Below are 24,956 nucleotides of genomic sequence, written 5' to 3' on the forward strand. Positions count from 1 at the left end.
AGGGGGATTCCGGCCGGGGCGCTCGACGGCAATGCTGTTGCTTACTGCTTGGCGCTACCGTCGTCTCCGGCAGGTGTGATATCCACCGTCGGAACATCAATCTCGACATTGTCGGTTTTGACCTCGACATCGGGAACCGGAACGTTTGCCGTTTCCGTTCCGACGTTGATCTCGCCGGTTTCGACCTGAACTTCCGGTATCTCACCGCCCGAGACGCTGACTTGTGGCGTCTTCAGATCGCCGCTTGCGTCGACATTGAACAGACCCAGGGCATAGCCGACGACGGCCAGCAGAACGATCACAGCGACGACGATAACGATGGTGCGACTGCCTTTATCCACGGCATATCTCCCTGTTGTTTTCACTGAGCCGCCAACGCGCGGTGTGCGGATTTGGTTTCATCCGTTGTTTCAGGGTCGACACGATTTTCCGACCGCGTTCTCTTGCAACCGCGCGCTGCATCGTCCAATGCCCGTGCCGTCCGAACAGAGAGCAGGAAAGCTGGCGATATGACGAAAGCCCCGACCGCGAAGCCCTGGATAAGCGCTATCGAGGCTTATGTGCCGGGCCGCGCCAAGGCGGCACCGGGTGTGACGCTGGTCAAGCTCTCCTCGAACGAGAACCCCCTCGGCGCGAGCCCGAAGGCGATCGAGGCGATGCGCGCCGCCGTCGGCAAGGCGAACCGCTACCCGGACGCCAGCAGCCACGACCTGCGCGAGGCGATCGCCACACTCCACGGCATCGAGGCGGACCGCATCGTCTGCGGCACCGGCTCCGACGAGATTCTGCAGTGCATCGCCCTCGCCTACGCGGGGCCGGGCGACGAGGTGCTCTACGTACGCCATGGCTTCATGGTCTATCCGATCGCCGCCGAGCGTGCGGGCGCGACGCCGGTCGCGGCGCCGGACACCGACTATACGGCGGATGTCGATGCGCTGCTCGCCGCCGTCACCGAGCGGACGAAGATCGTGTATCTCGCCAACCCCAATAATCCCACGGGTACGCTGATCGCGCAGAGCGAGGTAGAACGCCTGCACGCGGGGCTGCCGCCGCATGTGCTGCTGGTGATCGATTCCGCTTACGCCGAATATGTCGATGAGCCGGGCTACGACGACGGCACCGCGCTCGCGCGCGTGCATCCGAACGTCGTGATGGCGCGCACCTTCTCGAAGATCTACGGGCTTGCCGCCGAACGGATCGGCTGGGCCTATGGCGCGCCGGGCGTAATCGACATGGTGAACCGCATTCGCGGGCCGTTCAACGTGACGAGCGCGGGACAGGCGGGCGCAGTCGCGGCGCTCGCCGATCAAGATTGGGTGGCGAAATGCCGCGCCGACAACGCCCGCAACCGCGCGGTGCTCGTCGAGGCCATCGAAGCGCTCGGCAACAAGGGGCTGCGCGCGGTGCCTTCGGCCGCGAACTTCGTGCTGGTGACGTTCCCGGAAACGGGTGCGCACACGGCAGAGGCGGCGAACGCCTACCTCACCGAACGCGGCTTCCTGACGCGCTGGCTGCCGAACCAGGGCCTTGGCAACGCACTGCGCATCTCGATCGGCACCGACGAGGAAACGCAGGCCGTGATCGGCGCTCTTCGCGCCTTCCTCGGCTGATGCTGCCCTTCTCCCGCGTCGCCATCATCGGGCTCGGGCTCATCGGCTCGTCGCTCGCGCGCGCCGTGCGGCTACACATGCCGACCGTGCGGCTCGTGGGCTACGACGGCAGCGCCGCCGTTCGCGCGCGCGTCGATGAGCTTGGCCTGATTGACGATATCGCCGACACGCCCGGCGCCGCCGTGATCGACGCCGACCTCGTGGTGCTGTGCGTGCCGGTGGGGCAGATGGGCGCCGCGATCGAGGAGATGCGCGACGACCTGCCAAAAGGCGCCATCGTCAGCGACGTCGGGTCCGTGAAGGCGAGCGTCGCCGCGCTCGCCGGGCTGGTCCCCGAAGGCGTGCACTTCATCCCCGCGCACCCAGTGGCGGGCACCGAAAAGTCCGGCCCGGATGCGGGTTTCGCCGAACTCTTCCACCAGCGCTGGTGCATCCTGACGCCGCTTCCCGGCACCGACGAGACGGCGATCGAGCGCCTTGCCGAGTTCTGGAAGCGTCTCGACAGCAAGGTCGAGACGATGGACGCGCAGCACCACGATCTGGTGCTGGCGGTGACGAGCCACCTGCCCCACCTGATCGCCTATTCGATCGTCGGCACCGCTTCAGACCTTGAAGGCGTGACACGGTCCGAAGTGATCAAATATTCGGCGGGCGGCTTCCGCGACTTCACGCGCATCGCCGCGTCCGATCCGCAGATGTGGCGCGACGTGTTCCTTGCCAACAAGGACGCGGTGCTCGAGGTGCTGCAGCGCTTTACCGAAGACCTGACCGCGCTTCAGCGCGCGATCCGCTGGGGGGACGGAGACACGCTGTTCAACCTGTTCACACGCACGCGCGACATCCGCCGCACGATTATCGATGCAGGACAGGACACGGCGGCTCCTGACTTCGGACGGGACCACCGGTAGCGCCTTCGGGTTCGCCTACCACGAACCCCGCTGCGCTGTTTCCGGTAAGCGTCATCGTGCGGGCGCGGCGCGCGCGATATTCGGCCGCCGGGCCCGTGCCTTCGAGAAGCGCCTTCACCGTGAACGGGCATTCGCTTTTGATCGTGCCCGATACCACGATGCGGCCATCGGGAAGCGGCGCGAGCGTAGCGTCGATATCGGCGAGCGGCTTGTCCTTCGCAAGAAGCTGCGCCCCTTTCACCTCGATCGTGCCGCCATTCCGCCAGCCGTCCAACGCGCCGATCGGGGCGCGCGCAGTCACGAACAGCGGAATGTCGATGCCAAGGCTGGCACCGGCGCGGTCCAGCGTTCCGGCGATCCGCGCTTCGGCCTGAACGGGCAGCGTCGGGGACTTGCCTTGCGGTTCGCCGCCGGGGGTTTCGCGCAGGTGCAGCTCGAAATTCGTCGCGTCAAACGGCCCACCGGCGAACGGGAGCCAAACCTTCGCGGTTTCGAACTGCATCGACAGGCGTTCGAGTGTGTCGCCCGGCCGCCGCACGCTCGCCAGCATCGCCGGCGCTTCGACATCGAGGCGCATTCCTGCGAGCCGCGTGAGCGCGAGCTGCAGCCGCGGCTGCTCCGCCGCGATCACGACATGGCCCGTTCGCCACGGCTGACGATTGACGACCACCGAAGACGCGTGGGCTGCAAAGGAAAGCTCGCGCGTCTGTCGCCGGATAGCAACGTCGGCCGCGCGTGCCTCGATCCGGTAGGGGAAGCCTGCGGTCTCCACAGGCGCACCGATGCGCGCGGCCACGATCTCACCGAAGCCTTTCGCCTCGCCCTGCCAATACAACCAATAAGCGATCAGCCCCAGCAGCAGCGGCAGCACCGGCACCCAGAACGGCAGGTGGCGCATCACGGCACCTCGTTGATGGCGGCGTGCAGCCGCGTCTCGAACGTCTTGCGGTCGAGCCCGGCGGGAATCACCTCGCCGAAGCGCATGGTGATCGTGCCGGGCCGCTTCCAGAAACCGTGGCGCGGCCAAAACGTTCCCGAATCGAGTGCGACGGGAACGACGGGCAGCTTCATCAGCCTGTAGAGCCCCGAGACGCCGGGCTTCAGCGGTGGCGCCTCGCCCACAGGCGTGCGCGTACCTTCGGGGAAGATCACGATCTCGCGGCCTTCCGCGACCGCCTGCTCGGCAACGCGCAGCATCGTGCGCATCGCCGCCGACGACGCATCGCGGTCGACCGGGATCGAGCCGTGACGGCGCGCGACCCAGCCCCAGACCGGAATCTGCATCAGCTCGGCCTTCATCACCACGGCGGGCCAGCGGAACAGGCGCGGCGTCGCCATCGTCTCGTACGCCGCCTGATGCTTCATCGCGATGATCACCGGACCCTTTGGCGGTTCGCCGACGATCTTCAGCCGTACGCCCGCGATCCGCGACGACGACCAGAGGAAGAACGCCGACCAGCGCCGCGCGCCGACGTGTGCACGGCGACGCGAGATCAGCGCATCGAACGCCGCGGCAATAACGAGAAGCGCGCCCACGAAATAGAAGACAAGCGCAAAGGCAATCGAACGGAGCACAATCATCAGGCCTCACCCATCAGCAGCAGCAGGCGCCTGAAGAGGAACTTGCTGTATTCAAGCGCAAGCAGGCGCGCCGAGAGACGCGCGGGCACTGCATCGGGCACGAGCTTGACCCCTGAACCGATCCGCGCGCGCGCTTCCGCCGTCGCGCGCTTGATGTGGAACTGCGAGGTGACGAGGCGCACGGATTTATACTCGTGCTGCTTCACCCACGCCGCGATCTCCTCGCCGTTGCCACGCGTGTCCGCAGCCTCTTTGCCAAGATCGATGCAACATTCGAACACGTCCGCAGGCACGTTGAGCTCGACGGCAAGCTCGATCGGCCGGACACTCGCATCGACACCCGAGATGAGCAGCCTGTCCGCCTTCTCTGCCCGCAGCAGATCAACGCCGCGCGCGATGCGCCCCGGTCCGCCGGTCAGCACGACGATGGCTTCGGTGCGGATGTCGTCCGGCGCGGGTTCGGGCAGGCTCAGCACGAACCATACGAAACCCGCGATCCACGCGAGCGCAAGCAGCATGGCGGAGCGCACGAGAACCGCGGTCATAGCTGCTGCTTGAGCCTCCGCCCGACCGTGATCCGCACCGTGAGGATCGTGAGCAGCGCCACGAGCAGCGGCACGGCGGCAAGCGCCGTCCAGCCAAGCGGCGACAGGCCGATTTCACCCGCAAGTCCCCCACCGAACTGGCCGAGCAGGTTGCCGATGACGATGATGACGGCGAGCCCCCCGAGCGCGCCGATCACGCCGCCGACAAGGCCCTGAATGGCGTAGCGATACTCGAAAAGCGCCGCGACGGTGCGATCTTCCGCGCCCATGATGTGCAGCGTTTCGATCGTCGGGCCATGCGTGCTGAGCGCCGCGCGGACGGAGAGCGCGACGATCGCCGCGGTCGTGGCGACGACGAGCACGCCGATCGAGACGGCAAGCCATCTGAGCACCTCGACGACGCCCGCAAGCGGCCGGAACCACTGGGCGTGCGTGTCGATGCGCGCGGTGGGAGCCAGCGCGCGGACGGCATCGCCGATCGCCGTCATGTCGCCCGTGCCGCTCTTCCAGCGCGCGTCGATCATCGCGGGTAGCGGCAGATCTTCGCCGATGTTGCCCGAGCCGAGCCACGGTTCGACGAGCGCGCGAAGCTCTGCATCGCCGAGCACCACCACGTCCGCAAGGTCGGCGCGGGCGCGCAGCATCGCGGCGATGGCCGCGGTCTGCTCACGCTTTACATCGGGGTTCGGCTCGACGATCTGCACGGTGAAGCTGCGCGAGAGCCCGCCGGTGAGCGCTGCCGCGCCGTTCGAAAGCGCCATGCCGCCCGCGAGCGCGAGCGTCGCGAGGAAGGTCATCATGCCGATGATCCACGGCAGCGCGCCCCCCGCCCACCGGCCTTCAGGCAGGAACCGGTAGCGCTGCGCGCGCGGCTGCAGCCAGGCGATCACAAGCTGAGCTCCGCAGGCTCGGCCGCCGACGGATTGCGCAGCACACCCGTCGGATCGAGCATCTCGCCGCGATCGAGCCGCAGCGTGATCGCGGAGGGCACGCGCGACATCAGGTGCAGCGCGTGCGTCGCCACAACAACGGTCGTGCCGAGGCGGTTGAGTTCGTGGAACAGGTGCAGGAGCCGCCCGGCCATCTCGGGATCGACGTTTCCGGTGGGCTCGTCCGCCAGCAGGATATCGGGCCGGGCGATCACCGCCCGCGCGATGGCGACACGCTGCTGCTCGCCGCCCGAAAGCACGGCGGGGCGCGCATCGCGGCGCTCGGCGAGGCCGACCCACGCCATCAGCTCATCGACATGCGCCTTCACCTCCGCCTCGTGCACGCCCGCGATGCGCAGCGGCAGCGCGATATTGTCGAAGGCCGTGAGGTGCTCGATCAGGCGGAAATCCTGCAACACGACACCGATGCGGCGGCGCAGTGCGGGAAGCGCGGTGCGCGGCAGGCTGGTGATATCGCGCCCGAACATGTCGATGCGGCCGCGCGACGGGCGCTGCGCGAGATAGAGCAGCCGCAGCAGCGAGGTCTTGCCCGCCCCCGACGAGCCGACGAGAAACATGAACGCGCCGGTTTCGAGCCGGAAACCGATGTCGCGCAGCACCTCCGCGCCCGTGCCGTAGCGCAGGCCGACATTGTCGAAGCGGACGATCGTGCTCACGGGGTGCTCATCGAAACGTCACGGCTTACTCAGCCAATCCGGCACCGGCAGGCCTTTTTCCGAGAGCCACGCCGGATTGTAGAGGCTGGAGAGGTAACGCAGCCCGGAATCGCAGAGCACGGTGACGATGGTGTGACCCGGTCCCATCTCCTCGGCGAGCCGCTCAGCGCCGACGACATTGATACCCGATGAGAGCCCGAGGCTAATCCCCTCTTCGATCAGCAGCTCGTGCATGACGCGGACGCCATCCTCGTCGCTCACGCGGAACTGCGTATCGACCGGCGCGCCGTCGATATTCGCCGTGACGCGACCCTGCCCGATGCCTTCGGCAAGCGACGAGCCTTCGGATTCCAGCACGCCGCGCGCGAACCAGGAATACATGGCCGCGCCGTAGGGATCGGTGAGCGCGATGCGGATGTCCGAATTCTTCGCCTTCAGGCCCATCGCCGTGCCCGCGAGCGTGCCACCGGTGCCGACCGCGCAGGTGAAGCCGTCCACCGCGCCGCCGGTATCCGCCCAAATCTCCTCTGCAGTGGTTTCGATGTGCGCCTGCCGGTTCGCGAGATTGTCGAACTGCCCGGCCCAGATTGCGCCGGGTGTATCCTCCGCGATGCGGCGCGAACGGTGCTGGAAATGCTCGGGATCGGCATATTTGGTGGGCGGCACCAGAACCAGCTCGGCACCGAGCGCGCGCAGCGTCGCCATTTTTTCGACCGACTGGTTCGAAGGCATGACAATGATCGTGCGGTAGCCCTTCGCATTCGCAACCACCGCCAGCCCGATGCCGGTGTTCCCCGCCGTGCCTTCGACGACAATGCCGCCTGGCTTCAGGCGCCCTTCGCGCTCGGCAGCCTCGATCATGTAGAGCGCGGCGCGGTCCTTCACCGAGCCGCCGGGATTGAGAAACTCGCATTTGCCAAGGATCGTGCACCCCGTGCGTTCCGACGGGCCACGCAGGCGAACAAGCGGCGTACCGCCAATAAGCTTCAGGATATCGTGCGCGGGCGCGCGGGAGATGTGACTTGGCATGGTGAATGCAAGGCTTACCGACGCGCGCCGCCCCATGCAATCGCGCCTTCATGACAGGGGCACGAAAGATCGGCGGCGCATTTCTGCGCCGCCGGTAAAGTCGGTTTGGGGGAACCGCGGCGCGAAGGGAAAGGCCCGTCCGCGCTTCGAGAATTCAAGCCTAGCGCGCGTGCGGGTCAGATTCGTGACGAAACCGAAAATGCGCGGCTGAAATTGCCACACTGCTGGTCTAGATCATGAAGGATGATCCGAGCCGCCATCATAACCGCCTGCTGCCTGCTCGCCCTTGGCGGCTGCGATCGCGCCACGGACGGCGACGGCGATGGCGACAGCACGCTCCGCATGGCCTTCGTGAACGACGACGGCGCAAGTCTGGTTGCCGAAGAAAGCCTCGAAAACGCCGCGGTGAGGGCCATGCACATCGGGCTCACGACGCTTGAGCGAAGCGGACGCGTGGCGCCGTCGCTGGCGCTTAGCTGGCGGGTGAGCGACGACGGGCTCACCTACGTGTTCAAGCTGCGCGAGGCCTATTGGGCGGACGGTCGGCGGCTCACCTCCGGCGATGTCGTTGCCGTGATGCGGCGCATCGTCAGCCCCGGCTCCGGGAATCCGCTCCGCGACGAGTTGATGATGATCAACAACGCCGCGCTCATCGCGGCGAACCGGCGCCCGGCGCGGATGCTCGGCGTTTCCGATCCGCGTCCCGATACCGTGGTGATCACGCTCGCCAAGCCCGAACCGGCATTGCTGCAACTGCTCGCCGACCCGGCCGCGGCGATCATCCGCTCGGGCAAGACCCCGCCCGCTTCGGGCGCGTTCACGCAGGCCGACGACGCGGGCGATGCGGACGGTGCGCTGCACCTTGTGAAGAACAGCGCCTATTATGCGGCCGATACAGTCTCGCTCGCCGGAGCCATGCTCTCCCGTACCGACGCGGAGAGAGCAATCCGGCGCTTCAACGCGGGCGAACTCGACATCGTGAGCGGTGGCCGCCTCACCGGGCTGCGCGCGGCACGGACGGTCGGCGATTCGCAGGCGCTCCGGCTGGAGCCGACATGGGGCCTCTATTTCTATCTGGCGCGCACCAGCTCCGGCCCCCTCGCCGACATCCGCGTGCGCCGCGCGCTCGCCATGTCATTCGATCGCAGCGGCATCCTCTCGCGCCTGTTCGGTGTCACCGGCCTGCAGCCTGCCTATTCGGCGCTGCCGCCGACACTTCCCGATGCCTATGCGGGGAGCGCGGGCGACTGGGCCGGATGGTCCGCCGACGTGCGGGAGAGCGAGGCGGTGAGGCTGCTCGCCGAAGCCGGTTATACCTTCAACCAGCCGCTGACGCTCTCTGTCGCCATACCCCACGGCCGCGAACACGCAGACCTGCTTGCCGCAATCAGCAATTCGTGGGGCGTGATCGGCGTTCGCGTGAAGGCGTATGCGCGAGGCACTCTCTCGCACCGGCGCGCGATCGAGAAGGGTGACTTCGATCTTGCCGCCGTCGAGCGCATCGCGCGCGCGCCGGTTGCCGACACATTCCTGCAGCCGTTCACCTGCGCGGTACGGCTTGGCGGCTATTGCAACCCCGCGGTTGACCAGCTACTCGCCGACGCGGCCGCCGAGGACGATCCCGGTACGCGCATCCAGCTGCAACGGCGCGCGAACCGACTGATTTCCGAGGATGCGCCGCTGATTGCCGTCTTGTCGCCGATCCGCTGGTCGCTGGTATCGCGGCGCGTGACGGGCTGGGAAAACAATGTCGCCGGTGCGCACCCGCTTTCGGGTCTCGCGATGACCGGAACGAAAGAGGAGTAGCACCCGTGGATCCAATCGTCATCGTCGGCGCCAAGCGCACCCCCATGGGCGGCTTTCAGGGCGACCTTTCGGCACTCACCGCCAGCCAGCTCGGCAGCGCCGCGATCCGCGCCGCGCTTGAGGAGGCCGGAGTTCCGGCCGCCGATATCGATCAGGTGATCATGGGCAACGTGCTCGGCGCGGGCCAGGGCCAGGCCCCGGCGCGCCAGGCGCTGCTCGGCGCGGGGCTCCCCGAAAGCGTCGGCGCGACGACGCTCAACAAGATGTGCGGTTCGGGCATGAAAGCGACGATGGACGCGCACGACATCATCCTTGCGGGCAGCGCCGAGATCATGGTCGCGGGCGGCATGGAATCGATGACGAACGCCCCTTACCTGCTGCCCAAGGCGCGTAGCGGATACCGGATGGGCCACGGCGAGGTGAAGGACCACATGTTCCTCGACGGCCTTGAGGACGCCTACGACAAGGGCCGCGCGATGGGCACCTTCGCCGAGGAAACCGCGCGCCACTACCAGTTCACGCGCGAGGCGCAGGACGCTTACGCCGTGCGCTCGACAACGCGCGCGCAGGGCGCCATCGCGAACGGCAAGTTCGCCGACGAAATCGTGCCGGTAACGGTCAGCGGTCGTGGCGGCGACGTGACGGTGAGCATCGACGAACAGCCCGGCAAGGCGAAGCTCGACAAGATCCCGACCCTGAAGCCCGCGTTCGCGAAGGACGGCACGGTGACGGCGGCGAACAGCTCCTCGATCTCGGACGGCGCCGCGGCGCTGGTGCTGATGCGCGAATCGACGGCGAAAGCGCGCGGCCTGACGCCGATCGCCCGCATCCTCGGCCACGCGACGCACGCACAGGCCCCCGCATGGTTCACGACCGCGCCGGTGTTCGCGATCGAAAAGCTGCTGAAGAAGGTCGGCTGGTCGGCAAATGACGTCGACCGCTACGAGATCAACGAAGCCTTCGCGGTGGTGGCGATGTGCGCGATCCGCGATCTCGGGCTCGACGAGGACAAGGTGAACGTCCACGGCGGCGCCTGCGCGCTCGGCCACCCGATCGGCGCCTCCGGCGCACGCGTGATCGTCACGCTGCTCGGCGCGCTGCGCGACGCTGGGCTCACGAAGGGCGTCGCCAGCCTTTGCATCGGTGGCGGCGAAGCAACGGCACTCGCGGTCGAGCGCCTGAACTAGCGCTGCATCACCGGCAGAGTATCGAGCGCCCGGTCGATCCGGGCGACAGCCTCCGCATATTCGGTGCTGGAAACGTCGCGATAGCGGTGTTCGAACGCGCGTGTGCTCATCCCTTCGCCGAAACCGAGCGCCGCGAGGGGCAGCAATTCAGGGACACCGGCCGCGAACCGCGACGAGAGTGTTCCGGCCCGCACCGGGCTGGTTGCCGCCTCGCCGAGCCGAAGCCCGGCGCGGTCCGCGGCGAGATCGACGAACGAAAAGCCGCTGCCGCCCGCAAGGCTGTCATCGAGTTCCTTCCACGTGCCCAGCGCGCGCCCGATCGCCGGATCGGCCGCGGCAGCAAGCGCCGCCGATAGCGTGAAGTGCTTGGCAAGATCCTCGCGCCCCGCCAGCGTCACAGACAGGGTGGCAGGCAGCCTGGGACTGAACGAGTCCTCCCCATCGCGCGCAAGGCGCCCCGTGCGCGGGCCGACGACGAGCATCGCAGCCGCGACCATTGCCGCCCGCGCGTGTGCACGCGCGGCATTCCCGTCGCGGGGCGCGCCCATGAACAGCGCGGCATAGACCTGCGGCAAATCGAGCGACTGCCCATCCAGCCGCTGGTGCGCCGCGACGTACAGCCGGTTGGCGAGGCGCCCATCGATGGCGTCGTCCGAGGGGGCGAGCTTGCTGACACCCTTCATGAAACCCCGCGGAAGATCGAGAATAACATTCGCCGTGCCCTTCCCCGCCTCGAACGCGAGGATCGCCTCGCGCGTCGTGGGGAAGCGCGTGCCGGCGCGCATCTCCGCCGCCTTGTGGGCAAGTCCGAGGAACGGCTCAAGAAGCAGAGTAGGGATCGGCAGCGCGCCGATGTTCGCCGAAATCTGCGGGTAGCCGTAGTCTTCCACCTCAGCGATGTGCACGCCGCCCGTGAGCCATGTGCCGCCGGAAAGACGAAACGCGGCCTTCACGGCAAGCGCGTCGTCCGCGACGCGGGGGGACAGGCGAAGCCGGGGGACGCCGTTGGTGAGGACGCGCGCGGCGCCCTCCATATCCGCGATCGAGGCCGTGACCGGTGCAGGCTCTTCGGCGGCAGCGACTTCCGCAAGCGCAACCGCCAGGTTACGCGCTGCGCGGACGTCGGATGCGCTCGGCACGTCGGGCGCGACGATGGGCTCTCCGGTGAGCGCAGCCGCACCAGCGAACAGGATAAGAGCCAGCAATCCAAGCACGAATCGAATGGGGGCCACTCCCGCCAGATACGGCAGCGTTCTACTCGCGGGCCGGGCGCGCTCACAAGCGGCAGATGTCGTGCCGGGCGACGACCTACTGCGTGGGCGGGCTGAGCGCCGCGTCGCGCAGGCCCCGCCACACACGGATCGCCTGCACCGATTCGAAAACGTCGTGCACGCGCACCATCTGCACGCCCTGCCCGATCGCCGCCATCACCAGCGCGAGCGAGCCGCCGAGACGGCGATCGACAGGCGCTTCGTTCGCAAGCGCACCGACGATCCGCTTGCGGCTGGCGCCGAGCAGCACGGGAACGCCGAGGCCGTGGAACAGCGAGAGGCCGTTCAGGATTTCAAGGCTGTGCCGCACGGTCTTGCCGAAGCCGATGCCCGGATCGACGATGATCTTGTCGCGCGCGATACCGGCCGCAACTGCAGCATCAACGCGCATTTCCAGCCAGTCGTAAACGTCGAGCAGCGCGTCTTCGTACTGCGGATCGCGCTGCATCGTCTCGGGGCCACCCTGCGTGTGCATGATGACGACGGGGCAGCCGGCCTTCGCCACGGTTTCGAGCGCGCGTTCATCGTGTGTGAGGCCGGAGACGTCGTTGACCATGCCCGCGCCGCACGACAGCGCATCGGCCATCACGGTGCTCTTTCGCGTGTCGATCGAGACGGCGACGCCCGCCTTGGCCAGCCGCTCGATGACGGGCACGACGCGCGCGATCTCGTCCTGCTCCCACACTTCGGCAGCGCCGGGGCGCGTGGATTCGCCGCCGACATCGAGGATCGCCGCGCCCTCCGCCGCCATGGCGACCGCAGCGGCGGCGGCCTCGTCGTCGGTCGCATGACGGCCGCCGTCCGAGAAGCTGTCCGGCGTTCGGTTGAGGATCGCCATGACCGAGGGCTCGGAAAAGCGCACGGTGCGCTCGCCGAGCTGGATCGGTGCACGCGGCGCGGTCAGCCGTGCCCAGAGCGGATGCGTGGTATCGATCTCGGAGACAGGCACCAGCCGCTGCGACACGCGCTTGCCGGCGCTGCGTTCGATGATCTCGACCGCCGAGAACCAGGTGAGGCCACCCGCAAGCCGCTGCACCTGCCCGTCGTAGCCGAAGGGCGCATCAACGAAGCCGGTGGGGCGGTAGTAGGTTTTCACGGATCAAGCCGCGATATCGCGCCTATAGGCCTCGCGCACCGTATCGATCGGTTCGAGCGCACCGCCGCGTTCCATGTGCCAGAAGGTCCAGCCGTTGCACGAAGGCGCGCCCTGTGCCGCGGCGCCCATCTGGTGGATCGAGCCGGCATCGCCGCGGAACGCGAGGCTGCCGTCGGCGCGGACGCGCGCGCGGTAGCGGCGGGCCGTGTCGACGAGTTCCTGGCCCGGCAGGATGAGCCCGGCCTCGACAAGCGTGCCGAACGCAACGCGCGGCGCCTGCCGCTTGCCGCGCGTGATCTGCATCGCGTCGGGCGAAAGCGGTGTCGTTTCCGCGATGCGCTTCTCAGCGACCTCGATATAGGCTTGCTCGCGATCGATGCCGATGAAGCTGCGACCGAGCCTCTTTGCCATCGCGCCCGTGGTGCCGGAGCCGAGGAACGGATCGAGCACCACGTCGCCGGGGTTCGAGGCCGCCATCATCACACGGTAGAGCAGCGCTTCGGGCTTCTGCGTCGGGTGCGCCTTGACGCCGCCGACCTTGACGCGCTCGCCGCCGTTGCAGATCGGGATCGTCCAATCCGATCGCATCTGCACGTCGTCGTTCATCATCTTGAGCGCATGGTAATTGAACGTGTAGCGCGCCTTTTCGGACTTCGAGCACCAGATCATCGTTTCGTGCGCGTTGGTGAAGCGCGTGCCCTTGAAGTTCGGCATGGGGTTCGTCTTGCGCCAGACGATGTCGTTCAGGATCCAGTAGCCGAGATCCTGCAGCACCGTGCCGACGCGGAAGATGTTGTGGTAGCTGCCGATCACCCAGATCGTGCCGTCGTCCTTCAGGATGCGGCGTGCGGCGGAAAGCCAGCGGCAGGTGAAATTGTCGTAGGCGCCGAACGTGTCGAACTTGTCCCAGTCGTTATCGACCGCATCCACGCGGCCGCCTTCGGGGCGGAACAGGTCGCCGTTCAGCTGAAGATTGTAGGGCGGATCGGCGAAAATAAGGTCCACCGACTTTGCCGGCATGGCCTCCATCTCCGCGATGCAATCGCCCAGAATGATGCGCGAGGAGACGCGTGACGCCTCGTCGATGCCGTCCGGTCTGGCCGCCATAATGCCCCCTGTTCGCCCACTTGCTCCAAATGCGCGCGGACCTTGGCCCGGCATGGACTCTTGCGTCAAGAGTCCATGGATTCAAAGAGTTGCAGAGTTAACTTAAGATTCCATTAAACATGAAGTCTTGACCGCAACCCCTTGCGATGGCGCGGATCGGCACACGCCAGCCCTAGTGGGTGTTGCGAAAACGACTCAACGCGCGAATTCGAACGCGCGCTGCACCGGGCCGAAGCTGCGACGGTGATGGACGGTGACACCGAGCCGTGAAACCGCCTCCAGATGCGTGCGCGTCGGGTAGCCCTTGTTCTCGAGCCAGCCGTAATCGGGGTGCGCCTCGTGGAGCTGGACCATGTACCGGTCACGCGTCACCTTCGCGATGATCGAAGCGGCCGCGATCGACACCGAACGCGCATCGCCGCCGACGATCGTGTCGCAGCGGTAGGTCCAGCGCGGCGCCCGGTTTCCGTCGACGAGCACGTGGTCCGGCGCGACCGGCAGCGCGGCGACGGCACGCGTCATCGCGAGGAAGGTCGCCTGCAGGATGTTGATCCGGTCGATCTCCTCGGGGCTCGCCTCGCCGATGCCGACACGGGCACAGCCCATGACGATATCGAACAGCACCTCGCGCCGCGCGTGGGTGAGTTTCTTGCTGTCGTTGAGACCATCCGGGATGCAGGCAGGATCGAGGATCACCGCCGCCGCAACCACCGGCCCGGCGAGGGGTCCGCGCCCGGCCTCATCCACACCCGCGACCTGACCTGCGCAGCGCGCCTCGTGGCTGTAGTCCGGCCCTGCGTATTTCACCGCGCGAGCGGCCAGCCATGTCCGAGCGGTCCGTGCCCGGCGCCGAAGCCCGGCGCCGCCAGGATCGCCTGGCGCACATAATCGCGCGCGCGCCATGCCGCCTGTTCGAGCGGCATCTTCTGCGCAAGGCCGACCGCGAGCGCCGAGGCGAGCGTGCAGCCCGTGCCATGCGTGTGCTTGGTGGCGATGCGGGAATCGACCCATTCCTTGGCGCGGCCCGGCGTCACCAGCCAGTCGCTGATCTGGTCGCCTTTCAGATGCGCGCCCTTCACCAGTACCGCCTTCGCACCAAGCTCCAGGATCGCTTCCCCGGCGTCGCGGGCATCTTCCGGCGAGCGGATCTTCTTGCCCGAAAGCGCCTCCGCCTCGACGATGTTGGGCGTCACCACGTCCGCCATCGGCACGAGCAGCGATGTGAGCGCCTCGACCGCATCGGGACGCAGCAGGTGGGCGCCACCCTTCGCGATCATGACCGGATCGAGCACGATCGGCACGGCAACGTCGGTGAGCGCACCGGCGACCGCCTCGATCACCGACTGGCTGCCGAGCATCCCGATCTTGATGGCATCGGCGCCGATGTCGGCAAGCACCGTCTCGATCTGCGCCGCGATCACACTGGCCGGGACGGCATGCACGTCGTGAACGCCGTTCGTGTCCTGCACCGTGATGGCCGTGATCGCGGTCGTGGCATAGCCGCCCAGCATGGCGATCGTCTTGATATCGGCCTGAATGCCGGCACCGCCGCCGGAATCCGATCCCGCGATGACGAGGACGCGTGCCTGCTGGGGCCTGGTCATGCCGCCTTTGCCACCGCTTCGCAGATTTCATCGACGACGCGTTCGACGAGGCCCATGTCTTCGCCCTCCGCCATCACGCGGATGAGCGGTTCCGTCCCCGACTTGCGGATGACGAGCCGGCCCGTGCCGCTGAGACGCGCCTCGGCAGCAGCGATGACGCCCTTTACGCTATCGGTGTCGAGCGGCTGGCCGCCGTTGAAGCGCACGTTCTTGAGGAGCTGCGGCAGCGGATCGAACAGCGTGAGCACTTCGGAGGCGGGTCTTCCGTCTTCCACCAGCACGGCGAGAATCTGCAGCGCGGCAACGAGGCCGTCGCCGGTCGTCGAATAGTCTGAAAGGATGATGTGGCCCGATTGCTCGCCACCGACGTTGAAGCCCTTGGCGCGCATCGCTTCGAGCACGTAGCGGTCACCGACCTTGGCACGCTCCAGAGCGAGGCCGAGACCGCCGAGATAGCGTTCGAGGCCGAGATTCGACATCACCGTCGCGACAAGCCCGCCGCCCTTGAGACGGCCCGCCGCGTGCCAACTCTTGGTGACGAGCGCCATCAGCTGGTCGCCGTCCACGATCTGGCCGCGCTCATCGACGATGATGAGCCGGTCGGCATCGCCATCGAGCGCGATACCGATGTGCGCGCCCATTTCGACGACCTTCTTCTGAAGCGCCGCGGGTTTCGTGGAACCGACATCGTCGTTGATGTTGAAGCCGTTCGGATTGACGCCGATCACCTCGACGTCCGCACCAAGCTCCCAAAGCGCGCTCGGCGCCACATTGTACGCGGCGCCGTTCGCGCAATCGACGACGAGCTTCAGCCCATCCAGGCGCAGGTGATCCGGGAAGGTCGACTTCGCGAAGTGGATATAGCGCCCGCGCGCGTCCTCGATCTTCTTGGCGCGACCGATGTGCTCGGGATCGGCGAGTTTCGGCGCGACCTCGAGCAGCGCCTCGATCTCAAGCTCGTCCGCATCCGACAACTTGTAACCGTCCGGCCCGAACAGCTTGATGCCGTTGTCCTGATAGGCGTTGTGGCTCGCCGAGATCATGACGCCGAGATCGGCACGCATGGAGCGCGTGAGCATCGCGACCGCCGGAGTCGGCACCGGCCCTACCATCACCACGTCCATGCCGACGCTGGTGAAACCCGCGATCAGCGCGGATTCCATCATGTAGCCCGAAAGCCGCGTGTCCTTGCCGATGACGACGCGGTGTTTGTGATCGCCGCGCAGGAACTTCGCGCCCGCCGCCTGCCCGACGCGCATCGCGATTTCCGGCGTCATCGGTACGGTGTTGGTGAGACCCCTGATCCCATCGGTGCCGAAATAGCGCCGGCCCATATTCATCCTCTCCAGCCCCGCGTGTCTTGCACACGCGCTCATAACAGGCTCTTTATGCCTCAAAATTGTTAAAATGAAGGGCGGGCCGCACGGAATGATCGAAGCAATGGGTCGTTTTATCGACCAGCTCTCTGCATTCGTCTTCACGAAAGTGCCCTTTTTCGGCACAGAGCTAGAGCTTGTCGTACTGGCGCTCGCCTCCGCAATGCTCTTCTTCACGCTGTGGCTGGGCATTCCCCAACTGCGCGGCGTCGCCATCGGTTTCCAGCTGATCCGCGGCCGCCATGCCGACGACAGCGCGCCGGGAACGGTGAGCCAGTTTCAGGCGCTGTCGACAGCGCTCTCCGGTACGATCGGGCTCGGCAACATCGGCGGCGTCGCCATCGCCATTGCGCTCGGCGGGCCGGGTGCGGCCTTCTGGATGTTCGTGATCGGCTTTTTCGCGATGGCGCTAAAGGCGGCCGAAGTGACGCTCGGGCTCATGTACCGCGAATTCAGCGCTTCGGGCGAAGTGCGCGGCGGGCCGATGTATACGCTTAAAAACGGGCTCGCACGGCTGGGCCTGCCGAACACCGGGCGGAAGCTCGGCGGCCTCTACGCCTTCTTCGCGCTTGGTGGTGCGTTGCCACTGATCCAGGTCAACCAGAGCTTCAGCCAGCTGACGGTGATTACCGGCATCGAGAGCACGCCGGCCAACGGGCTCGTCTACGGGCTCATCCTCACGATTGCCGTCGGCATCGTTATTGTCGGCGGGGTGCGATCGATCGCAACGGTCGCGGCGCGGCTCGTTCCGATGATGTGCCTCGTCTATCTGGGCGGCGGCGCGGTCATTCTCGTTGCAAACGCAGGCGCGATTCCCGGCGCCTTCGCAACCATCGTGAGCGCCGCGTTTTCGTCCGATGCCGTTGCGGGCGGCATCCTCGGCAGCTTCGTCGTCGGAATGCGCCGGGCCGTCTTCTCGTGCGAGGCCGGCGTCGGCACGGCGGTCATCGCCCATAGCGCGGCGAAAACGCACCACCCGGCATCCGAAGGCATGGTGGCGCTGATCGAACCGCTGCTCGACACGATGATCGTCTGCACGATGACCGCGCTCATCATCGTCGTCACGGGCGTCTACAACGACGGCTACACGGACATCGCCATGACCTCCGCCGCGTTTGGCACCGTGACGGCATGGTTCCCCTATGTGCTTTCGGTCGCCGTTCTGCTCTTTGCGTTCTCCACGCTGATTTCGTGGGGATATTACGGGCTTCAGGCCTGGGGCTACCTGTTTGGCCACAGCCGCACGAGCGAACTCACCTTCAAGCTTTTCTATTGCCTGCTGCAACCGATGGGCGCCGTCCTTTCCCCGGGCAAGGTGGTGGACCTTATCGACAGCCTGTTCTTCCTGATGGTGCTGCCGAACCTGATCGGGCTTGCGCTGCTGGCCGTACCCGTGAGACGCGAGATGAGCGGCTTCCTTGCCAGCGTGAAGGCCGGAACGATTTACGGAAAGGGTATCGATGATGAAACGGCGCAACCTCGGCACGACTGACGTTTCGGCCATCGGGCTCGGCTGCATGGGCATCGTCGGGCTTTCCGGCATGGCGGCGATGTATGGCGAGGTGGACAGGGACGAAGCCGTCCGCACCATCCACCGTGCGATTGAGATCGGTATCGATTTCCTCGACACCGCCGAAGTCTATGGCCCCTACGCGAACGAGGAATTCCTTGGGGACGCACTGAAGGGCAAGCGCGACAAGGCGTTCATCGCCACCAAGTTCGGCTTCAAGATTGTCGATGGGCGTGTGCGGGGAACCGACAGCCGGCCCGAGACCATCCGCGCCGTTTGCGAGTCGAGCCTCAAACGCCTGCAGACCGACGTGATCGACCTGTTCTACCAGCACCGCGTCGACCCCGACGTGCCGATCGAGGATGTCGTCGGCACGATGGCGGATCTGCAGGCCCAGGGCAAAATCCGCTTCATCGGCCTTTCCGAAGCCGGGGTCGGAACGCTGGAACGCGCAGTCGCAACACACCGGGTCGATGCGCTGCAATCGGAATATTCGCTGTGGGAGCGGGAGATCGAAAACGACATCCTGCCGACCTGCCGCAAACACGGCATCGCCTTGGTGCCCTATTCGCCGCTCGGGCGCGGGTTCCTGACCGGCGAGGTGAAGCGGGCGGAGGACTATCCCGAAACGGATTATCGCAGGAACGACCCGCGCTATCAGGGCGCGAACTTCGACGCGAACATGGAACTCGTCGCCACCGTGAAGCGCATCGCGGACACGCACGGCGCGACGCCCGCGCAGGTCGCGCTCGCATGGCTGCTGGCGCAGGGGCCGGACATCATCCCGATTCCCGGCACCAAGAAGGTGAAGCGACTGGAAGAAAACGCAGCGGCGGCCGACCTCGCCCTTACCGCCGCAGACGTCGCCGCGCTGAACGCCGCTGCACCTGTGGGCGGCACGGCGGGCGAACGCTACGACACGCCGGGCAAGCTGGCGATGCTGCGAATCTAGCGTTTCGGCGCCATCTTCGCGACGCGCCTGAACACATATCGCGGCACCAAGCGCTTCAACCAGAGCGCTTGCATTTCAAGGCCTCGGCCTACCGGTATCTCCGGCTTTCCGGCGCGCAGGCCGGCGAGGATTTCGGCCGCAGCCTCGGCGGCGCTGATGCCGTGGCCGACCGGATCTTCCTTGGGGCCGAAACGCTTGCCATGGCCGTCGAGCGCATTCTCGGCGATGTTCGTCTGCACGAAGCCGGGCGTGACCACCGTGACGCCGATGCCGTGCTGTGCGACCTCGGCGCGGAGCGCATCCGAAAAACCGACAAGCGCGTGCTTCGCGGCGCAGTAGCCGGTACGCATCGGTGCACCGATCTTGCCCGCAACGCTCGCGATCTGGACGAAATGCCCCTGTCCCCGCGCCACCATCTTGGGCAGCACGAACTGGGTAAGCCGGAGCGGCGCGAAGAAATCGACCTCCATGATCTGCCGGAAGACTCCGAAATCGGTATCGAGCGCCATCGAACGCTGTGAGATGCCGGCATTGTTGACGAGAATGTCGATCGCGCCGCGCCAGGCCCACGCCCGATCGACGATGCCGGGCAGCGCGGCATAATCGGTCGCCTCGAACGGCAGGACGAGCCGTTCACCTTCAAGCCGCCGCGTGACATCTGTGAGCGCGGTTTCCCGACGCCCCGAGAGGATGATCTGTGCCCCTGCCTTTCCGAATGCCTCGGCAAGCGCAGCGCCGATGCCCGACGACGCCCCCGTGATCCACACGGTCTTGCCGGTCAGTTCCACAGCATCGCGCCAGTCGACTTGCCGATGACGAGTGGGTGCGTCATCACGAGGATGACATAGAGGGCAAGACCCATGACGACCGGCAGCACGCCGGGCCAGATGCGAGACCAGCCGAGACGGCCGGAAAGCTGCGCGCCAAGCGGCCAGTAGCTGGTGTGCGCTGCATAGGCCGCCCACGCCGCACCGAGCTGCACGGCCTTCTTGCCGTCCTGCAGCCATGCGCCGACAAGCGCCAATACGCCGATGCCGCCCGCGAGGATCAGCGTTTCGAGGCGGCCGGTCGAAGTGACATGCACAATCGCCCAGAGGCCGAACGCCCACATCATCGGATGTCGCGTAATGCCCATCACGCCCTTGGGCTCAGTCCCTTTCGAAAGCACCCTCCCTGCCTCCACCATCGCCGGATTGGGCGCGAGGAACGATCCCACGAAGAGGATGCTGGCAACGAGCATCAGGAGCCAGCCGACATGCACCACCCACAGGGGCGGCACCCAGAGCTGAACCGTGGGCGCGGCGCGGTAGGCGAGCACGGCCCATATCAGCGTAGCGAACGCGACCAGCGAATAGAGACCGAGAAAACCCTTCTCGCCGATCCTTGCGACGAGCGGCGCGCGGAGGGGATGGGACAGGATGAAATGGGTAAGCACAAACGACGCAACGGCGATTGCAAGCTCGGCCATTTCCCGGCCCTCCCCTTGTTCTAGCGGCTATACTGTTTGGGCAGTGTATCCTGTTTCAGCGGATTGTAACGATCCCGCAATTTCGTCTGCCGCGATTCGAGCGGCGTTGCACGGCCATCGATGAAAAGAGCGGTCGGTGCCGAGGCAAGCTCGATCGGGTCGCCCGACCAGACCACGACGTCGGCGCGCTTGCCGGGTTCGAGCGTACCGAGTTCGCCGCCGAGCCCGAAAATCTCCGCCGGGTTCCTCGTCAGCGCCGCGAGCGCTTCGGCGTGGCTCACCTGAACGCCGCCCGGAATCCGGCCTTGCGCCACGAGGTTGCCCGCCTGCTGCGGAATGAGCCGCACCTGATGGTTGAGATCGCGGCCAATCGGCACGATCGCGACCTTCACGCCCGCACGGATCAAGCGCCCGACGTTCGATTGCGTCGCAGCAAGCACCTCGAAGCTTTCGGGCAGATTGGGCGCGACGGAGGCGAGCACCGGAACGCCCGCGGCAGCGATCTTGTCCGCCACCGTCCAGCCTTCCGCCGCACCGGCGAGGATGAGGCGCAGACGCGGGTAAGTCTTCTTGAGCGCGAGCACGTTCACGATGTCGCTGGCGCGGTTGACGCTGACCACCGCCGGAACCTCGCCGCTGATGACCTTCGCAAGCGCGGCGGCATCGGCCCGTTTCAGCAGCGAACCGCGATCACGGCCGTAGCCATAGCCCGCAGGGTTGCGCGCGTAAGCCGCCGCTTCGGCAAACGCGTCGGCAAGACGCGCGAACAACGCGCCGCGCGAGCCGCCCGCAAGGCGTGCGCCGGCCTCTCCCATCACGATGAACTGGAATGCCTGCGCCCGCGTGATCGGCGTTCCCTCACCGAGCGACAGCACGAGACCCTGCCCGCCGAAGATGTCGTTACCCGCATCCGGCATCACCGCGGCGCGTGTCACGCCTTCGATGCGGGTGACGGCGATGGCGGTGGTGAGCGGGTTTACCGCGGGCGCGATGTCGATCGCCGCGGCGTAGGGCGCAGCGTTGGCCTGGATGTCGTTGGTGCCCGAGACCGCATCGACCTCGACGATGCCCACGCGCGAGTAGCCGGCGAAAAGGCCGGGCGTCACCCAGCCGCCGGCGGCATCGACGACGCGCGCGTCCGCTGGGACGGCGACGTTCGATCCGACCGAGACGATGCGTCCGTCGCGGATAAGGACGGTGCCGTTCTCGATGGGTTCGGCGCGGGCGATGGTGGCGACCTTGCCGTTTACGATGGCGATGGTTTCCGCGGATGCAGGCATCGCGATCGTCAGCGCAAGGAGCGAGAGCAGACGCTTCATTTCGGGTCTCCTTCACCCGGCTGGCCAAGCTCGAAATCGCTGACCGGGCGCATCCGCGACAGTGCATCGAACATCAGCGCGCCATCGATCCAGACCTTCTCGGCCTTTGCGTACACCGAGAGCGGATCGCCGTTCCAGAGCACGACATCGGCGCGCTTGCCCGGCGCGAGACTGCCGATTTCCTTGTCGAGACCAAGCGCCTTCGCGGCGTTGATGCCGATCCACGTCCACGCTTCCTCGGGCTTGATATCGAGGCCTGCGCGGTTGCCGTCCGCCAGTGCCTTCGCGGTTTCCTGATTGAGTCGCTGAATGCCGAGATCATCGTCTGAGTGCGTGATCGCGCAGCCGCCCGCCGCATGAACGAAGGGCAGGTTCTCGCGGATGCCGTCGTAGGATTCCATCTTGAACCCCCACCAATCCGCCCACATCGCCGCGCAGGTGCCGTTCGCCTTCAGAAGATCGGCGATCTTGTACGCTTCGACCGCGTGGTGGAAGGTGGTGACCTTGTAGCCGAACTCCTTCGCCATATCGAGCACGAGCGCCATTTCGTCGGCGCGGTAGCAGTGGTTCTGGACGAGAATCTCGCCATCGAGCACGCCGCGCAGCGTATCCATGGCGATGTCGCGCGCAGGCACGTCTTTCAGCGCGGCGGTGCCCGCCTTCACCTTGCCTTCGTATTCATCCCACTTGCGATCATATTCCTGCGCCTTCGCCCATGTGGCGCGGTCGAGCGCGATGTTGCCCATGCGGCTGCCCGGCTTCTGGTTGCGGCTGCCGTAGACGCGCTTGGGATTTTCGCCGCACGCCATCTTGAGCGTGTAGGGCGCGCCCGGAAACTTCATTTCCTGCACCGTGCGGCCGGGCACGTTGCGCAGGGAAACGCCGCGCCCGCCGAACAGATTCGCCGAACCGGGAAGGATGTGGAGCGTGGTGATGCCGCCCGCGAGCGCACGCGTGAAGCCGGGGTCCTGCGGCCAGACGCCGTGTTCGGCCCACACGTCCGCCGTGTTCGCGCCGGTCACCTCATTGCCGTCCTGGTGCGCTTCCACCGATGGCGACGGATAGTTGCCGAGGTGGCTGTGCACGTCGATGACACCGGGCGTCACCCACTTGCCGGCACCATCGATCACGCTGACGCCTTCGGGCGCTGTGACGCTCTGGCCGATCGCGGCGACCTTGCCATCCACGAGCAGCACTTCGCCGCCGATGATCTTGCCGCCCGCGCCGTCATAGATGTTGACGCCGCGGATCAGCGTGGGCTGCGATGCATAGGGCTTGTAGACGGAAGGGAACGGGTTCTTTTCGATCACCGGCAGATCGCGGGCCGGCTTGCCGGCGGCGGTTTTCGGTCCTTCCTGCTGACCTGCGCAGGCGGAAAGCAACGCCGCCGATGCAAGCGCAAAAACCAGACTCTTCATGGACGCGTCTCCGCTGCCGTATTGATCCCTGCCGCCTGCGGCTCGCCGATCTCCCCGGCACCCGCCAGTTCGCCATCATCTTTCAGCGTATCGAGGTGCATCAGACGGCGGATGAACGGGGAAATCACCAAGAAGCCGATGCCCACCGCAATCGCCACCCAACCCACGTTCGAATAGACGCCAAGCACGACCTCCTTCGCCGCGCCCTCGCCGCCGCCGTGATCCGCACCGGTTGCCGCTGCAATCAGACCGGCAGCGAAATTGCCCGCAGCGGACGCGAAAAACCACGTTCCCATGATCAGGCTGGCCATGTGGGAGGGCGCAAGCCGGTTCATCGCGCTGAGCCCGACGGGTGAGAGGCAAAGCTCTCCGGTGGTGTGCAGCAGGTAGATCAGAAAGATGTAGATGACCGGGGTCGGCACGCCGAGGCCGGCTGCCTCCGCGCCTGCCACCAGAATGAAAAAGCCCACGCCGAGCTGGATCAGCCCGAGCCCGAACTTCGCCCCTGCGGACGGCTCCAGCCCCCGCCGGCCGAGCGCGATCCAAAGACCGGCGAACAGCGGTGCAAGCAGCACGATGTAGATGGCATTCAGCGACTGGAAAATCGCCGCCTTGATCTCGATGCCGAAAATCTCGCGGTTCACGTGGCGATCGGTGAACAGATTGAGCGACGATCCCGCCTGTTCGAAGAGCGACCAGAACAGGATCGAACCGAGGATGAGGACCATCACGGCGAAGATACGGTCCCTATCTTCGCGGGAGAGTTTCGCAACCGCCGTATAGAGCACGTAGCCGACGAGGATGGCGCCGGAGATACCCAGAAGCAGTCCGACGAATTCCTGGAACTGGATCATCAGCCACACAAGGCCGACCCCCAGGAAAGAAAGCGTATAGAGCAGCCATTCGAACGAGATGCCGCCAACCCGCTGCGTCAGTTTTTGAGGTACGGGCGACTCGCCGCGACCCAAGAGATAGGGCTTGCCCCAGACGAAGACCGCGAGCCCCAGAAGCATCCCGAGCCCGGCCGCCCCGAAGCCGTAGCTCCAGCCGTAGGTCTGCCCGAGATAGCCCGCGATAATAGCGCCGATCGCGGCGCCCAAGTTGATGCCCATGTAAAAGATCGTATAGGCGCCGTCCCGGCGCACGTCGGTGCGCGGATAAAGCTGCCCGACGATCACCGAGATGTTCGCCTTCAGAAAACCAGATCCGACCACGATGAAGGCGAGCGCCAGCCAGAAGACGCTGATCGCTGTGCCGCCCTGGCCGCCATCGCCCTCAACCGCCATGAGCAGGTGACCGAAACTGAGCAGAACCGCGCCGAACAGCACTGCCTTGCGCTGTCCGAGCCAGCGATCCGCGAGATAACCGCCGATGACGGGCGTGATGTAGACGAGGGCCGTGTACGCGCCGTAGATCACCGACGCTTTCTGATCCGAAAACATCCAGTGCTGGACGAGGTAGAATATGAGCAGCGCCCGCATACCGTAGTAGGAGAAGCGCTCCCACATTTCGGCGAAGAACAGCACGAACAGCCCTTTGGGATGCCCGAGGATGGTTCCCATG

Annotated in this window: 24 protein-coding genes; 6 read left to right on the plus strand and 18 right to left on the minus strand. The window is 66.3% G+C overall.

Annotation, left to right across the window (positions count from 1 at the left end):
• Nucleotides 1-41: 41 nt before the first annotated feature.
• A complete protein-coding gene (locus tag AAC014_RS09430) occupies nt 42-341 on the minus strand; it encodes a hypothetical protein (RefSeq protein WP_339707412.1) in 300 nt (99 codons plus the stop codon).
• Nucleotides 342-509: 168 nt separating this feature from the next.
• Here AAC014_RS09430 and hisC point away from each other — a divergent pair, with 168 nt between their 5' ends.
• Together hisC and AAC014_RS09440 are read left to right on the plus strand one after the other, a co-directional pair.
• On the plus strand, nt 510-1,610 hold the full coding sequence (hisC, locus tag AAC014_RS09435; protein ID WP_339707415.1) for a histidinol-phosphate transaminase: 1,101 nt from the start codon (nt 510-512) through the stop codon (nt 1,608-1,610).
• Nucleotides 1,610-2,518, plus strand: coding sequence for a prephenate/arogenate dehydrogenase family protein (locus AAC014_RS09440; RefSeq protein WP_339707418.1), 909 nt, complete (start codon nt 1,610-1,612; stop codon nt 2,516-2,518). The genes hisC and AAC014_RS09440 overlap by 1 nt, the downstream gene beginning before the upstream one ends.
• Here AAC014_RS09440 and AAC014_RS09445 read toward each other — a convergent pair.
• Genes AAC014_RS09445 through AAC014_RS09470 form a run of 6 tightly spaced genes read right to left on the minus strand, consistent with a single transcriptional unit; the run spans nt 2,463 to nt 7,279 of the window.
• On the minus strand, nt 2,463-3,416 hold the full coding sequence (locus tag AAC014_RS09445) for a DUF2125 domain-containing protein (RefSeq protein WP_339707421.1): 954 nt from the start codon (nt 3,414-3,416) through the stop codon (nt 2,463-2,465). The genes AAC014_RS09440 and AAC014_RS09445 overlap by 56 nt on opposite strands.
• Nucleotides 3,416-4,099 carry a lysophospholipid acyltransferase family protein gene (locus AAC014_RS09450; RefSeq protein ID WP_339707424.1) on the minus strand — a complete coding sequence of 228 codons (684 nt, stop codon included), beginning with the start codon at nt 4,097-4,099 and terminating at the stop codon, nt 3,416-3,418. The genes AAC014_RS09445 and AAC014_RS09450 overlap by 1 nt, the downstream gene beginning before the upstream one ends.
• Nucleotides 4,099-4,644, minus strand: a complete 546-nt coding sequence (locus tag AAC014_RS09455) for a YdcF family protein (RefSeq protein ID WP_339707426.1) — start codon at nt 4,642-4,644, stop codon at nt 4,099-4,101. The genes AAC014_RS09450 and AAC014_RS09455 overlap by 1 nt, the downstream gene beginning before the upstream one ends.
• Entirely contained in the window at nt 4,641-5,534 is an 894-nt protein-coding gene (locus tag AAC014_RS09460; protein WP_339707429.1) for an FtsX-like permease family protein, read from the minus strand. The genes AAC014_RS09455 and AAC014_RS09460 overlap by 4 nt, the downstream gene beginning before the upstream one ends.
• On the minus strand, nt 5,531-6,250 hold the full coding sequence (ftsE, locus tag AAC014_RS09465) for a cell division ATP-binding protein FtsE (protein WP_339707432.1): 720 nt from the start codon (nt 6,248-6,250) through the stop codon (nt 5,531-5,533). The genes AAC014_RS09460 and ftsE overlap by 4 nt, the downstream gene beginning before the upstream one ends.
• 18 nt (nt 6,251-6,268) lie before the next feature.
• On the minus strand, nt 6,269-7,279 hold the full coding sequence (locus AAC014_RS09470) for a cysteine synthase A (protein ID WP_339707881.1): 1,011 nt from the start codon (nt 7,277-7,279) through the stop codon (nt 6,269-6,271).
• Between the two features lie 243 nt (nt 7,280-7,522).
• Here AAC014_RS09470 and AAC014_RS09475 point away from each other — a divergent pair, with 243 nt between their 5' ends.
• Together AAC014_RS09475 and AAC014_RS09480 are read left to right on the plus strand one after the other, a co-directional pair.
• Entirely contained in the window at nt 7,523-9,085 is a 1,563-nt protein-coding gene (locus tag AAC014_RS09475; protein ID WP_339707435.1) for an ABC transporter substrate-binding protein, read from the plus strand.
• A 5-nt stretch (nt 9,086-9,090) separates the two neighbouring features.
• On the plus strand, nt 9,091-10,272 hold the full coding sequence (locus tag AAC014_RS09480) for an acetyl-CoA C-acyltransferase (RefSeq protein WP_339707438.1): 1,182 nt from the start codon (nt 9,091-9,093) through the stop codon (nt 10,270-10,272).
• Here the strand turns inward: AAC014_RS09480 and AAC014_RS09485 are convergent.
• From AAC014_RS09485 to glmM, 6 genes are all read right to left on the minus strand, one after another.
• Nucleotides 10,269-11,477, minus strand: a complete 1,209-nt coding sequence (locus AAC014_RS09485) for a hypothetical protein (RefSeq protein WP_339707444.1) — start codon at nt 11,475-11,477, stop codon at nt 10,269-10,271. The genes AAC014_RS09480 and AAC014_RS09485 overlap by 4 nt on opposite strands.
• A 103-nt stretch (nt 11,478-11,580) precedes the next feature.
• Nucleotides 11,581-12,639 (minus strand): dihydropteroate synthase, encoded by a 1,059-nt coding sequence (gene folP, locus AAC014_RS09490; RefSeq protein WP_339707447.1) that lies wholly within the window; start codon nt 12,637-12,639, stop codon nt 11,581-11,583.
• A gap of 3 nt (nt 12,640-12,642) precedes the next feature.
• Nucleotides 12,643-13,746, minus strand: a complete 1,104-nt coding sequence (locus AAC014_RS09495) for a DNA methyltransferase (RefSeq protein WP_339707450.1) — start codon at nt 13,744-13,746, stop codon at nt 12,643-12,645.
• Between the two features lie 195 nt (nt 13,747-13,941).
• Nucleotides 13,942-14,553, minus strand: coding sequence for a ribonuclease HII (gene rnhB, locus AAC014_RS09500; RefSeq protein ID WP_339707453.1), 612 nt, complete (start codon nt 14,551-14,553; stop codon nt 13,942-13,944).
• Nucleotides 14,550-15,350: a bifunctional hydroxymethylpyrimidine kinase/phosphomethylpyrimidine kinase gene (gene thiD / locus AAC014_RS09505; protein WP_339707456.1), complete on the minus strand. Its 801-nt coding sequence runs from the start codon at nt 15,348-15,350 to the stop codon at nt 14,550-14,552. The genes rnhB and thiD overlap by 4 nt, the downstream gene beginning before the upstream one ends.
• Nucleotides 15,347-16,684 carry a phosphoglucosamine mutase gene (gene glmM / locus AAC014_RS09510; protein ID WP_339707459.1) on the minus strand — a complete coding sequence of 446 codons (1,338 nt, stop codon included), beginning with the start codon at nt 16,682-16,684 and terminating at the stop codon, nt 15,347-15,349. Before glmM ends, thiD begins: the two co-directional genes overlap by 4 nt.
• A gap of 94 nt (nt 16,685-16,778) precedes the next feature.
• On the opposite strand from glmM, the gene AAC014_RS09515 reads away from it, so the two are divergent.
• Together AAC014_RS09515 and AAC014_RS09520 are read left to right on the plus strand one after the other, a co-directional pair.
• Nucleotides 16,779-18,218: an alanine/glycine:cation symporter family protein gene (locus tag AAC014_RS09515; protein ID WP_339707462.1), complete on the plus strand. Its 1,440-nt coding sequence runs from the start codon at nt 16,779-16,781 to the stop codon at nt 18,216-18,218.
• Nucleotides 18,190-19,188 (plus strand): aldo/keto reductase, encoded by a 999-nt coding sequence (locus AAC014_RS09520; protein ID WP_339707465.1) that lies wholly within the window; start codon nt 18,190-18,192, stop codon nt 19,186-19,188. The genes AAC014_RS09515 and AAC014_RS09520 overlap by 29 nt, the downstream gene beginning before the upstream one ends.
• On the opposite strand, the gene AAC014_RS09525 is transcribed toward AAC014_RS09520, so the two are convergent.
• From AAC014_RS09525 to AAC014_RS09545, 5 genes are read right to left on the minus strand one after another with little or no spacing between them, the layout of a single operon-like run.
• Entirely contained in the window at nt 19,185-19,976 is a 792-nt protein-coding gene (locus AAC014_RS09525) for an SDR family oxidoreductase (protein ID WP_339707468.1), read from the minus strand. The two genes, AAC014_RS09520 and AAC014_RS09525, sit on opposite strands and share 4 nt — an antisense overlap.
• The gene (locus AAC014_RS09530; protein ID WP_339707474.1) at nt 19,967-20,656 is read right to left on the minus strand and encodes an NnrU family protein; all 690 of its coding nucleotides are present in this window, start codon (nt 20,654-20,656) and stop codon (nt 19,967-19,969) included. The genes AAC014_RS09525 and AAC014_RS09530 overlap by 10 nt, the downstream gene beginning before the upstream one ends.
• 20 nt (nt 20,657-20,676) lie before the next feature.
• The gene (locus AAC014_RS09535) at nt 20,677-21,975 is read right to left on the minus strand and encodes an amidohydrolase family protein (RefSeq protein ID WP_339707477.1); all 1,299 of its coding nucleotides are present in this window, start codon (nt 21,973-21,975) and stop codon (nt 20,677-20,679) included.
• Nucleotides 21,972-23,393 carry an amidohydrolase gene (locus AAC014_RS09540; RefSeq protein WP_339707480.1) on the minus strand — a complete coding sequence of 474 codons (1,422 nt, stop codon included), beginning with the start codon at nt 23,391-23,393 and terminating at the stop codon, nt 21,972-21,974. Before AAC014_RS09540 ends, AAC014_RS09535 begins: the two co-directional genes overlap by 4 nt.
• Entirely contained in the window at nt 23,390-24,955 is a 1,566-nt protein-coding gene (locus AAC014_RS09545; RefSeq protein WP_339707483.1) for an oligopeptide:H+ symporter, read from the minus strand. Before AAC014_RS09545 ends, AAC014_RS09540 begins: the two co-directional genes overlap by 4 nt.
• Between the last annotated feature and the right edge of the window lies 1 nt (nt 24,956).

The sequence above is a fragment of the uncultured Sphingosinicella sp. genome (assembly GCF_963974575.1).
In the GTDB taxonomy this organism is placed as follows: domain Bacteria; phylum Pseudomonadota; class Alphaproteobacteria; order Sphingomonadales; family Sphingomonadaceae; genus Sphingosinicella.

Coding starts and splice junctions, on each gene's coding strand:
- hisC (WP_339707415.1), top strand. CDS start 510: ATGACGAAAGCCCCGACCGCGAAGCCCTGGATAAGCGCTATCGAGGCT.
- AAC014_RS09440 (WP_339707418.1), top strand. CDS start 1,610: ATGCTGCCCTTCTCCCGCGTCGCCATCATCGGGCTCGGGCTCATCGGC.
- AAC014_RS09445 (WP_339707421.1), bottom strand. CDS start 3,416: ATGCGCCACCTGCCGTTCTGGGTGCCGGTGCTGCCGCTGCTGCTGGGG.
- AAC014_RS09450 (WP_339707424.1), bottom strand. CDS start 4,099: ATGATTGTGCTCCGTTCGATTGCCTTTGCGCTTGTCTTCTATTTCGTG.
- AAC014_RS09455 (WP_339707426.1), bottom strand. CDS start 4,644: ATGACCGCGGTTCTCGTGCGCTCCGCCATGCTGCTTGCGCTCGCGTGG.
- AAC014_RS09470 (WP_339707881.1), bottom strand. CDS start 7,279: ATGCCAAGTCACATCTCCCGCGCGCCCGCGCACGATATCCTGAAGCTT.
- AAC014_RS09475 (WP_339707435.1), top strand. CDS start 7,523: ATGATCCGAGCCGCCATCATAACCGCCTGCTGCCTGCTCGCCCTTGGC.
- AAC014_RS09495 (WP_339707450.1), bottom strand. CDS start 13,746: ATGGCGGCCAGACCGGACGGCATCGACGAGGCGTCACGCGTCTCCTCG.
- thiD (WP_339707456.1), bottom strand. CDS start 15,350: ATGACCAGGCCCCAGCAGGCACGCGTCCTCGTCATCGCGGGATCGGAT.
- glmM (WP_339707459.1), bottom strand. CDS start 16,684: ATGGGCCGGCGCTATTTCGGCACCGATGGGATCAGGGGTCTCACCAAC.
- AAC014_RS09515 (WP_339707462.1), top strand. CDS start 16,779: ATGATCGAAGCAATGGGTCGTTTTATCGACCAGCTCTCTGCATTCGTC.
- AAC014_RS09520 (WP_339707465.1), top strand. CDS start 18,190: ATGAAACGGCGCAACCTCGGCACGACTGACGTTTCGGCCATCGGGCTC.
- AAC014_RS09530 (WP_339707474.1), bottom strand. CDS start 20,656: ATGGCCGAGCTTGCAATCGCCGTTGCGTCGTTTGTGCTTACCCATTTC.
- AAC014_RS09535 (WP_339707477.1), bottom strand. CDS start 21,975: ATGAAGCGTCTGCTCTCGCTCCTTGCGCTGACGATCGCGATGCCTGCA.
- AAC014_RS09540 (WP_339707480.1), bottom strand. CDS start 23,393: ATGAAGAGTCTGGTTTTTGCGCTTGCATCGGCGGCGTTGCTTTCCGCC.
- AAC014_RS09545 (WP_339707483.1), bottom strand. CDS start 24,955: ATGGGAACCATCCTCGGGCATCCCAAAGGGCTGTTCGTGCTGTTCTTC.